Consider the following 11288-nt stretch of genomic DNA (forward strand, 5'->3'; position numbering starts at 1 on the left):
TCGCACACGTATTTTAAATATGCGTGCAAAGATACAAAATCAAATCGAATACACTATAAAAAGTCCGTAAACTTTTGAGTATTAATAACTTATTTAATAATCGTCTCGTTTTAACGGGACACTAGTGATATTATATATATATATAATAATATATAATATAAAATAATTACTTACAATTTGTAACCATAGGAAAGGTAACTATCGCGAAAAAAACTGAGTACTGAGTACTGAGTACACTTTTTAGGCATTATAAGCTCTCAAAAGGCAAAAACTTTCCAGCCTGACCAACCTTGTGATATATCCATTAGCCACGATTCATGGTCATAATGAATTTGCCAACAAAGCCTGCCCCTGCTTTGATGTAAAGAAGGAGTGGGGGAAGGAGTAGACACAAAAAATAGCGGATCTGTCACAGACCCGCTATTTAAATTTATTAAAAAAATTATTATGTTTAACAATTTTCTAGTCTTATACAATGCCCTGAGCCATCATAGCCTTAGCTACCTTCAGGAAGCCGGCTACGTTTGCACCCTTTACGTAATTTACGTAACCGTCTGGCTCAGTACCATACTTCACGCAGTTAGCGTGAATATCGTTCATGATGTCGTGGAGCTTAGCATCAACCTCCTCACGAGACCACTTCAGACGCTCTGAGTTCTGGCTCATCTCAAGACCTGATACTGCAACACCACCTGCGTTGGCTGCCTTACCTGGAGAGTAGAGAATCTTAGCATCCTGGAATACCTTGATTGCCTCTGGAGTAGATGGCATATTAGCACCCTCGCTTACTGCGATTACGCCGTTGGCGATGAGAGCCTTAGCTGCCTCCTCGTTGATTTCGTTCTGAGTAGCTGATGGGAGAGCGATGTCTGCCTTCTCAAACCAAGGCTTAGCACCCGCAACATATTTTACACCATACTTCTCTGCATACTCCTTGATACGGCCACGCTCTACGTTCTTGAGCTCCATGATGTAATCGAGCTTCTCGCGGTCGATTCCGTCTGGGTCGTAGATGTAACCGTCTGAATCTGAACATGTAACTGGCTTAGCACCCAACTGGAGCAACTTCTCCATAGTGTACTGGGCTACATTACCTGAACCTGAAACCAAAACAGTCTTGCCCTTGATGTCAATACCCTTGGTAGCGAGCATGTTGCAGAGGAAGTATACGTTACCGTAACCTGTAGCCTCAGGACGGATCAATGAACCACCGAACTCCTGACCCTTACCGGTCAAGACGCCCTGGAACTGGTGTGTCAATTTCTTGTACATTCCGAAGAGGTAACCTACCTCACGGCCACCTACACCGATGTCACCAGCTGGAACATCCTCGTCTGGACCCATGTGACGATAAAGCTCTGTCATGAAAGCCTGGCAGAAACGCATTACCTCGTTGTTGCTCTTGCCACGTGGAGAGAAGTCGGAACCACCCTTAGCACCACCCATTGGGAGAGTTGTAAGAGAGTTCTTGAATGTCTGCTCGAAAGCCAAGAACTTCAAAATACCCAAGTTTACTGACTTGTGGTAGCGAAGACCTCCCTTGTAAGGGCCAATCGCGTTGTTGTGCTGAACGCGGTAACCCATGTTAGTCTGTACGTTGCCCTTATCATCTACCCAAGATACGCGGAACTGGATGATGCGGTCTGGAATGCAGAGACGCTCGATGAGGTTTGCCTTCTCAAACTCTGGGTGCTTGTTGTACTCTTCCTCGATAGTACCGAGAACCTGACTAACTGCCTGAATGTACTCAGGCTCGTTTGGGAATCTTCTTTGGAGATTCGCGATTACTTCAGATGCTTTCATAATCTTTAATCTTTTATTGTGTTTAAATTCTTATTTTTTATTTCTGATTGCAAAGATACATGTTTTTCTTGAAAACACCAACAAAAAGAAAGAAAAAATGCAGAAAAAGTAGAAAAAAGTTATTTTTTAACATTCTTAATCACGATTTGTAGCCCTTTTGTGTACGCACACCTTATTATATAAGAGATGTTTTTCGGGGTTTAAGCCTTTATCTCTGTTTAGGGAATTTTGCATTCTGACGACTTCAGTTTATCTATCCTGCGCCATAGGGCATAAATGAACAGGATGATAGCGTAGAGAATGATTACCTGAGGCAGACTGATTTTTACGTTTTCGATGCTTGCTCCAGGCAGCATGCTGATCAGTTTTATTGCTGTATTCAAAAACTGGGTGATGCTGGTCAGGGCGCCTGATGTAAGGCTGATGAGTGGGGCGACAATCGGTGCTATGGGCGCCCATAACGTGAGTGGGGAGAACAGGATTAATGCTGCTCCAAGATATAGGATGAGGGTTGCTGCGGGAATGGCGATGTAATTGGTGAGAAGTGAATAGCACGATATTCTGCCGAAGGAGTAGACGATGACCGGAAGGGTTCCTATCTGGGCTGCCAGTGAAACGCAAAGGAGTCCCCATGCCCAACGGATGAAACGGCTGCGGATGGGGAGGAGGGAGTAAAGGGGTGTGAAGAACAGCAGAATGGAGGCTACGGCAAGGAACGAAAGCTGGAAACTCAACTCGAAAAGATAGAGCGGACTGATGAAGAGCATAAAAATATAAGCTGCTGCTAAAGTGTTGAGCGGCAGACCGGTACGATGGAATGCTAAACTTAAGCTGTAGGCTGAAAGCATGATGGCTGCACGGACTGCACTTGCCGGCAATCCTATGAGAAAAACGTAGGTCCAGATGGAGAGAAGGGACAGGATGATGGTGTAAACTGAGTACTTTCTGCCGCCTAGCAGAAAGATGAAAAGCTGGAAGATAATGCCTATATGAAGTCCGCTTACTGCCAGGATGTGACTGGCTCCGGAAATGGAGTAACTGTTGCGGGTGTTCGAGTCGAGTGCGCTCTTGTCGCCCAGCGCCATGGCTGCGATGACTGCATAGTCTTGCTGTTTTACGTGAAGGGAAACCAGTTTGCTTTCAATATTGCTTTTATAGCGTTCGGTATTGATTTTTGCCCGTGTGAGGTAAGACAGTTCCTGCCAGTTTTTCAGTTGTGTAGAGGCTTGGGTATCAGCTATTTGCTTACAGGTAAGAAAAGCCCCAAGGCTCAGGATGCATAAATGAATCATCACGCATTGGGAGAAGATGAGAAACAGGTGGTTCCTGCTGAAGTAAGCTTTTTGGCTTAAGAACTTAGTAAGGAAAAAGATGATGCTGCCAAGGGCGCATGAAATGATGGAGATGATGAGCCAGAAGCGCATATTGAAATCATCATAGCCCCATTTGGCTATGATGATTCCGATCGTCAGTGTGAGGCTGATGGTCATGAGCGGGGTGATGTGTAGCTCTTTCATCGTTCCTCTTTCCTTATTTAAAAAGATGATTATTTACCTATTTCTTGAATCCGAAGATGCGCTTGATGAATTTCTTCACAGCGTTTTCTTTCTTCTGTGGATTTACGATAGGGGCGTGCTTGTGTGCAGCCGGCTTGTCGCCCTTTTTCTGGGCTACGCCTCTGCCACGGCCGTTGCTGCCTGGGCGAACGTTGTTCTCGGTGCCTGGGCGCTGCTGGTTGCTGTAATTGCTGTTATTGCGGCGCTTCTGGCTGTTGCTGTTCTTTGGCTGCTCGCCTGGCTGGGCTGGCTTTCTGTTCTGCTGCTTTGCGTTCTGCTGCTTGTTACCCTGCTGAGGCTGCTGCTTTGCGTTCTGCTGCTTGTTACCCTGCTGAGGCTGCTGCTTTGCGTTCTGCTGCTTGTTACCCTGCTGTGGCTGCTGCTTTGCGTTTTGCTGCTTGTTACCCTGCTGTGGCTGCTGCTCGTTGTTGCGTGGTGCTTTTTCCTGACGCTCGTTTGGCTTGTTTGGCTTGCGCTTGTGAGAAGTCTGGTCGCGGTCTTTCTGTCGGCGGTTCTTGGCGCTGTTCTTTCCGCCCTCGCCGTTTCCGCCGTTACCGCGTCTGTTGTTTCTTCCGTTTGCGCCTTTCTTCTTCGGCTTGTTAAGCTTGATGTATTCAGGACCTTCGCCGCATCCCTCAGGGAGAGGCATCTTGTCTACCACCTTCTCCAGGAACTTCTCAATCTGCTGGAACCAGTACTGGTCTTCTTCGCTCACGAAGGTGATGGCTCTACCATCACGGTTGGCACGGGCTGTACGGCCGATGCGGTGAACGTAATCTTCTGTATCGTGAGGAACATCGTAATTGATGACCATCTCAATATCATCGATGTCGATTCCGCGCGCTACAATGTCGGTAGCTACGAGAACATCATACTGTCCGCTCTTGAACTTGAACATCACATCATCGCGTTCAGCCTGTTCCAGGTCGCTGTGCATGGCTCCGCAGTTTACTCCAATCTGCTGGAGGGAAGCTGCGAGTTGCTTCACCTTGAATTTGCTGCCGCTGAAGACGATGACACGTTTCAGGTCGCCCGCCTTGAAGATGTCCTTGATGATGGTCATCTTCTGGGTTTCGTAGCATACGTATGCTTCCTGCTTGATTTTCTCGGCTGGTTTGCTGACGGCAAGTTTGATTTCTACCGGATTCTTGAGCAGGGTCTTAGCCAGTTCTTCTATTTTCTCAGGCATGGTTGCCGAGAACATGATGGTCTGGCAGGTCTCAGGCAGTTTTGATGCGATGGTCTTGATGTCTTCTGAGAAACCCATATCGAGCATGCGGTCGGCTTCGTCGAGGATGAAGAAACTTACCTTGCTGAGGTCTACATTGCCCAGAGAGATATGGGAGATGAGGCGGCCCGGGGTAGCGATGACTACATCGGCTCCCATGCGGAGGCTGCGCAACTCCTGATCGTAACGGTTGCCATCGTTGCCGCCGTATACGGCTACGCTGCTCACGCCCTGCAGGTAATAGCCGAAGCCTTGCATCGCCTGGTCTATCTGCTGGGCGAGCTCGCGGGTTGGTGACATGATGACGCAGTTGATGGCGTCTTTAGGATAACCGCCGTCATCGAGCTTGCTCAATACTGGGAGCAGATAGGCTGCGGTTTTGCCGGTTCCGGTCTGGGCTACGCCCAAGACATCGTGACCTTCTAATATCTCTGGAATGCACTTTTCCTGTACTGGAGTGCATGTGTCGAAGCGCATGTCATATAATGCGTCGAGCACGTTGTCGTTTAAATCTAATTCGTCGAAATACATTCTTCTATTGTTTATAGTTTATTCAAGTTTCGTAAGTGAGGGAATTGATTGAAGTTAAAGAAGTTATCACTCCCTACGGTCGTTCGGGAAGTGAAGAGACAATAGTCTTCTTTCGTAAAACGTAGGACATTTGTCCCTTAACTTCCCTCTAACTTCCCTAACTTCACTTAACTTCCCCACATGCGAAAGTTCAGTTAATTGATAATTACCTCGGTGCCTTGCGGTAGCAGAAGTAGGCTACGATGGCGAAGAGGATGTTTGGAAGCCACGCTGCCAGGACAGGCGGGAAATTGGCCTGGATGGCGAAGGTGGCAGAAACCGTCTGGAGCATGATGTAGCCGAAACTCAGCGCAAGACCAACACCCAATGCTGCTCCCATGCCGCCTTTGCGCTTTCGGGCTGAGAGGGAGACACCGATGATGGTGAGGATGAACGAGGCGAAGGATGAGGCGATGCGCTTGTGGTATTCTACCTCGTACTGCACTACGTTGCCCGAACCGCGGTTGATCTGCTTGGAGATGTAATCGCGGAGCTCAGGACTGGTGAAGGTTTCCTGCTGACCCTTGGAGTAGACCAGGTCGGTAGGTTCCATCGCGATGATGGTGTCCTTCTGCGCTCCGCTGGTAATATGCTCCTTCATGCCCTGGAGCTTGCGGATTTTCCAGTTGTTCAGCTTCCAGTGATACTTGCTGTCGGAAATGGTGTCGTACTGGATGTCCATCGCTGTAAGGTGGCTGACGAGTTTCTTGTCCTGGAACTTGTCGAGGCAGAATCCGTAGCCGTGCTTCATGTTGTTGTCGTAATGCTGCATATAGGCAATCACTCCCTTGTCTACCTGCAGCTGTACATTCTCGGCACTGGTATTCTTCTTCTTGTTCTTGTACATCGTCTCGAAGTTCTGCCTGATGACGGTTCCGTGGGGAATGACGTAGGCTGAGAGTCCGAAGGAAAGGGCTGAGAGCAGCACGCAGGTAATCATGTAAGGGCGCAGAAGCCGCTTGAATGAAACACCTGACGCGAGGATGGCGATGATTTCGGAATTGCTTGCCAGCTTGGTGGTGAAGAGGATGACCGCCACGAACACGAACAGCGCACTGAAGAGGTTGGCGAAGTAGGGTACGAAGTTGGCGTAGTAATCGAAGATGATTGCGCGCGCCGGTGCATGGTGCTCTGAGAATTTTGCCAGGTTCTCGTTAAAGTCGAAGACGATAGCGATGGAGATGATCAGGGCGATGGAGAAGAAATAGTAGCCCAGAAACTTCTTGATAATGTACCAGTCGAGCTTCTTGATGTACCTGAACGGGTTGAGAACCCGGAATATGCGCAGGAACCGGAGCTTGTGTGCCAGCCAGCGCACAGCCCTGATGAGCCACCCGAACTTGCGGGCAGCCCAGCGGCCGGTGCGGTAGAGCCGGCGGTGTTTTCTTATTTGCTTAAAATCTTTCATTATGCTTTCTTACTTAAATTCTTCGGCCAAGCTGGTCGATGATGGAATTCTTCCATGCCACGAAATCGCCCTGCTCGATATGATGGCGGGCATCGGTCACGAGACGAAGGTAGAAAGAGAGGTTGTGGATGCTGGCTATCTGCATCGCCAGCAGCTCCTGTGCCTTGAAGAGGTGGTGGAGGTAGGCCTTCGTGGTTACGAGGTCGATGTCGCAGCCGTCTGGATCTACCGGACTGAAATCTTTCTCCCACTTCTTGTTGCGCATGTTCATCGTGCCCTGATAGGTGAAGAGCATGGCGTTGCGGCCGTTGCGGGTCGGCATTACGCAGTCGAACATGTCTACGCCGCGCTCGATGGCTTCGAGGATGTTCTGCGGGGTTCCTACGCCCATCAGATATCTCGGCTTGTCTTTCGGCAGGATTTCGTTCACTACTTCTATCATCTCATACATCACCTCGGTAGGTTCTCCTACGGCAAGTCCGCCGATGGCATTTCCGTCGGCTCCCTTATCGGCAATGTATTTGGCAGCTTCGCGGCGCAGGTCCGGGAAGGTGCAGCCCTGTACGATAGGGAAGAGGCTCTGCTGATAGCCGTAGAGGGGCTCGGTCTCATTGAATCGCTTGATGCAGCGGTCTAGCCAGCGCTGGGTGAGCATGAGGCTGTTCTTGGCGTACTGGTAATCGCTCTGTCCCGGTGGACATTCGTCGAAGGCCATCATGATGTCGGCTCCGATGATGCGCTCGGTGTCCATCACGTTCTCCGGTGTGAAGAAATGCTTGCTGCCGTCGATGTGGGAGCGGAACTCGCAGCCTTCTTCCTTGAGCTTGCGGATGCCGGTGAGCGAGAAGACCTGGAAGCCGCCGCTGTCGGTGAGGATAGGACGGTCCCAGCCGTTGAACTTGTGCAAGCCGCCTGCTGCCCTGATGACGTCAAGACCTGGGCGCAGGTAGAGGTGATAGGTGTTTCCGAGGATAATCTGTGCCATGACCTGCTTCTTGAGTTCCTCGAAGTGGACGCCCTTCACGCTTCCTACGGTTCCTACGGGCATGAAGATTGGGGTCTTGATCTGTCCGTGGTCGGTGGTGATGATGCCTGTACGCGCATCGCTTGCTTTATCTGTTACTTGTAATTCAAATTTCATTTCTATTCTTTTTTATCATTTTCCTGAATGCTGAAGTCTGTCGGGTTTTTCACCTTCTCATCGGTCAGCGCGAACTGCCAGACGTCAGCTACATTCTCTACATAGTGGAAGTCTACGCCCTTGAGATATTTCTCTGGTATTTCCTCTACGTCCTTCTGGTTCTCCCTGCACATCACGATGTGCTTGATTCCTGCCCGCTTGGCTGCCAGAATCTTCTCCTTGATTCCGCCTACCGGGAGCACTTTGCCGCGGAGGGTTATCTCGCCGGTCATGGCTGTGTTGGCACGCACCTTGCGCTGGGTGATGGCTGAGGCGATGCTGGTGGCGATGGTGATTCCGGCAGAAGGACCGTCTTTCGGGGTGGCTCCCTCAGGCACGTGGATATGGATGTTCCACTGCTCGAAGATGCGGTAGTCTACCTGCAGCAGGTCGATGTGCGACTTGACGTATTCCAGTGCGATAATGGCTGATTCCTTCATCACGTCGCCCAGATTTCCGGTCAGGGTGAGCTTGCCTGCCTTGCCCTTGCTGAGAGAGGTTTCGATGTAGAGGATTTCGCCGCCCACTGAGGTCCAGGCTAGTCCGGTTACCACTCCTGCATAGTCGTTGCCCTGGTAGATGTCGCGGTTGAATGGCGGATTGCCCAGCAGGTCTTTTACTTCGGCAGGGGTGATGGTGTAGTTCTCCAACTCCTGGTTGCAGGCTAGTTTGTAAGCCATCTTACGCAGACTCTTGTCAATCTGTTTCTTCAGCTGTCTTACGCCGCTCTCCCGGGTGTAGTGCTCGATGATGAACTCGAGGGCATTCCTGTTGAAACTTACCTTCGGCGAAACCTTGTCGAGTCCGGTGTTTTCCAGCTCTTCCGGTACGAGGTGGCGCTTGGCAATCTCTGTCTTCTCTTCGGTGATGTAGCCGCCTACTTCTATCAGCTCCATACGGTCGAGGAGCGGACGTGGAATGACGCTCAGGTCGTTGGCTGTGGCGATGAAGAGCACCTTGGAGAGGTCGTAATCCATATCGAGATAATTGTCGTGGAAGGCATTGTTCTGTTCCGGGTCCAGCACTTCGAGCAGGGCTGATGCTGGGTCACCGTTGAAATTGCTCTGCGCCACCTTGTCAATCTCGTCGAGGATGAAGACCGGATTGCTGCTGCCTGCCTTCAGTATGTTCTTGATGATGCGGCCCGGCATGGCTCCCACATAGGTGCGGCGGTGACCGCGGATTTCGGCTTCATCGTGCAGACCGCCCAGCGACATGCGTACATACTTGCGCTTCATGGCTGCTGCGATGCTCTTGCCCAGACTGGTCTTTCCTACGCCCGGAGGACCGTAGAGGCAGAGGATAGGACTCTTTTTGCCGCCGTTCAGCGCTCTTACGGCGAGGTATTCCAGAATGCGCTCCTTTACTTTCTCCATGCCGTAGTGGTCGTGGTTCAGAATGCGCTTGGCACGGGTCAGACTGAGGTCGTCCTGGGTGTAGGAATTCCAAGGCAAATTTACCATGGTCTGTAGGAATCCTATCTGTATCGGATAGTCAGGACTCTGCGGGTTCATGGTGTCGAGTTTGGCAATTTCTTTCTTGAAAATCTTGGCTGTCTCTTCGCTCCAGTTCTTCTGTTTCGCCTTCTCCAGAATCTCCTTCTTCTCCGGACTGGCGTTGCCTTCTCCCAGTTCTTCCCTGATGTTCTTGATCTGCTGCTTGAGGAAGTATTCCTTCTGCTGCTCATCAAGGTCGTAGTGGGTTTTGTTCTCAATCTCTGTCTGTATGCGTAGCAGATGGCGCACCTTGTTCAGGGATCTGATGGCAATCATAATGCGCTCGCTGAGTTTTTCCTCTTTCAGCATTTTGATTTTATCCTCGATGCTGAAAGGAAGGAGGGAGCACATGAAGTTGCATTGCATGTGAATGCTCGACAGTTCGTTGATTGCCTGGATGGCATCATCAGAATAGTTGGCGCTTGATTTGATATAGTCTGTCGCTTCGTAATGGAAGTTTTCGTAGAGCATTCTGAAGAGTTCATCGTTGTTCTCATCAGGCCATTTCTCCGGAAGACTTTTTACATCAGTTACTGTGTAAGGCTCTTTTTGAACGAGATGATTCATCTGACATCTGCCCAGACCCTGAATGATGATGCTCTTCTGGTCAGTGCCAGGCATCTTGATAACCTTAATCAGTTTGGCGAAGACGCCTACAGGGTAAAGGTCTTCTTCGTTAGGCGATTCTATGTCTTTATTCTTCTGGCAGAATACACAGAATGTTGTATCTGGCTTCTTTTCCAGCATCCGGACGAGATTCAGACTTTCCTTTCTGCCCACAACGATAGGGGTCATGTTGGTAGGGAAAACTACAATATCCCGCATGCAGAGGGTAGGGTACAAACCTTCTTCCTGGTCTTCAATCAGAGTTCTTGGGTCGCCCTCGTAATCTGCAATCATTTGTATTTGGGTACTTGTTCTTCTGTTGTTCATTTTGTTATGATTTCTATTTTCCGTGCAAAGGTACTCATTTTTTATGAAATATCGTGGAAGATAATAGATTATTTAATAATAAAATTACTTTTTCTATAGATAAGTACCCGTTTTTATAGATGTGGGTAGCTGCTTTTTGCAGGTAGAAGTGGCAATTTTCTGCTGTTTGCGATAAAATAAATCGGCGGCGGCTTCGTTTTCTTCTGTATAGAAACAGAAGAATTTATGGGTAATTTTCGATTTAAACAGTTTGAAATAGAGCAAGATCGTTGTGCCATGAAAGTGGGAACTGACGGCGTTTTGCTGGGTGCATGGGCGCAAGGTGGCTGCCGGATTCTGGACATCGGTTCCGGAACGGGGCTGATTTCGCTCATGATGGCGCAGCGTTTTCCTGAGGCTGAGGTCGTGGGGATTGATATGGATGCTGATGCGTGCGGACAGGCGAGGGAGAATGTGATGGTCAGTCCGTTTCGCGACAGGGTGGAAATAGAATGCTGTAGACTGCAGGATTTCGGGGGAGCTTCGGAAGCTGCTGAGGCTTCTGGAACTGCTGAAGGTTTGAAGGCTGCCGGTGTTTTTGATGCGATAGTGAGCAATCCTCCGTTCTTTGTAGATAGCTTGAAAAATCCGGACAGTAAGAGAACTATGGCGAGACATACGGACAGTCTTCCGTTTCGCGACTTGTTTGCGGGTGTAAAACGGCTGCTTTCTGATGAGGGTGTCTTCTCTGCAATTGTTCCTGCGGAAGTAGTGGAGCAATTTGTTGCAGAGTCTTGTATGTTAGGCTTTTATCTTATTCGGAAATGTGGTGTAAAGACGGTGGAACGCAAACAGCCAAAACGTTTTATGCTGAGTTTTGCCAAGCATCGTATTTCGCCTTATGAAGAGCATGTTGAAACAATGATGGATTCGCAGGGAAACCGCTCGGAATGGTATAGGAAAATAACGGAAGAATTCTATCTTAGTGATTAATGAACTCAAGTTTCGCATATAAGCTCCACACGCCCTGAAAGGGCAGAAGCTCCTAGCCCAGGGAGGGCACTGAAAAAGTCCCTTCATGGGTTATGTTAGTTTAACATTCGATCTTTGAAATAGTGTACCCAAAAGTTGCATA

7 protein-coding genes are annotated in these 11288 nt (G+C 49.3%); 1 reads left to right on the top strand and 6 read right to left on the bottom strand.

All coding sequences use genetic code 11. The annotated features are described in order from the left end of the window. Positions 1-468: 468 nt before the first annotated feature. The 6 genes from KSW37_RS14230 to lon all read right to left on the bottom strand — a co-directional run bounded on the left by KSW37_RS14230 (position 469) and on the right by lon (position 10174). Positions 469-1803, bottom strand: coding sequence for an NADP-specific glutamate dehydrogenase (locus tag KSW37_RS14230; protein ID WP_006847509.1), 1335 nt, complete (start codon positions 1801-1803; stop codon positions 469-471). Positions 1804-2021: 218 nt separating this feature from the next. After that, a complete protein-coding gene (locus tag KSW37_RS14235) occupies positions 2022-3320 on the bottom strand; it encodes a ComEC/Rec2 family competence protein (RefSeq protein ID WP_217314991.1) in 1299 nt (432 codons plus the stop codon). Positions 3321-3357: 37 nt separating this feature from the next. Continuing rightward, positions 3358-5118 (bottom strand): DEAD/DEAH box helicase, encoded by a 1761-nt coding sequence (locus KSW37_RS14240; protein WP_217314992.1) that lies wholly within the window; start codon positions 5116-5118, stop codon positions 3358-3360. A gap of 205 nt (positions 5119-5323) precedes the next feature. Next, the gene (locus KSW37_RS14245) at positions 5324-6565 is read right to left on the bottom strand and encodes an LptF/LptG family permease (protein WP_217314993.1); all 1242 of its coding nucleotides are present in this window, start codon (positions 6563-6565) and stop codon (positions 5324-5326) included. A gap of 13 nt (positions 6566-6578) precedes the next feature. Further along, the gene (tgt, locus tag KSW37_RS14250) at positions 6579-7706 is read right to left on the bottom strand and encodes a tRNA guanosine(34) transglycosylase Tgt (RefSeq protein WP_006849113.1); all 1128 of its coding nucleotides are present in this window, start codon (positions 7704-7706) and stop codon (positions 6579-6581) included. 2 nt (positions 7707-7708) lie between these two features. Beyond that, a complete protein-coding gene (gene lon / locus KSW37_RS14255; RefSeq protein ID WP_254368679.1) occupies positions 7709-10174 on the bottom strand; it encodes an endopeptidase La in 2466 nt (821 codons plus the stop codon). A gap of 225 nt (positions 10175-10399) precedes the next feature. Here lon and KSW37_RS14260 point away from each other — a divergent pair, with 225 nt between their 5' ends. Beyond that, entirely contained in the window at positions 10400-11146 is a 747-nt protein-coding gene (locus tag KSW37_RS14260; RefSeq protein ID WP_217314994.1) for a tRNA1(Val) (adenine(37)-N6)-methyltransferase, read from the top strand. Positions 11147-11288: the final 142 nt, after the last annotated feature.

It is taken from the genome of Segatella copri, from assembly GCF_019127135.1.
GTDB lineage: Bacteria > Bacteroidota > Bacteroidia > Bacteroidales > Bacteroidaceae > Prevotella.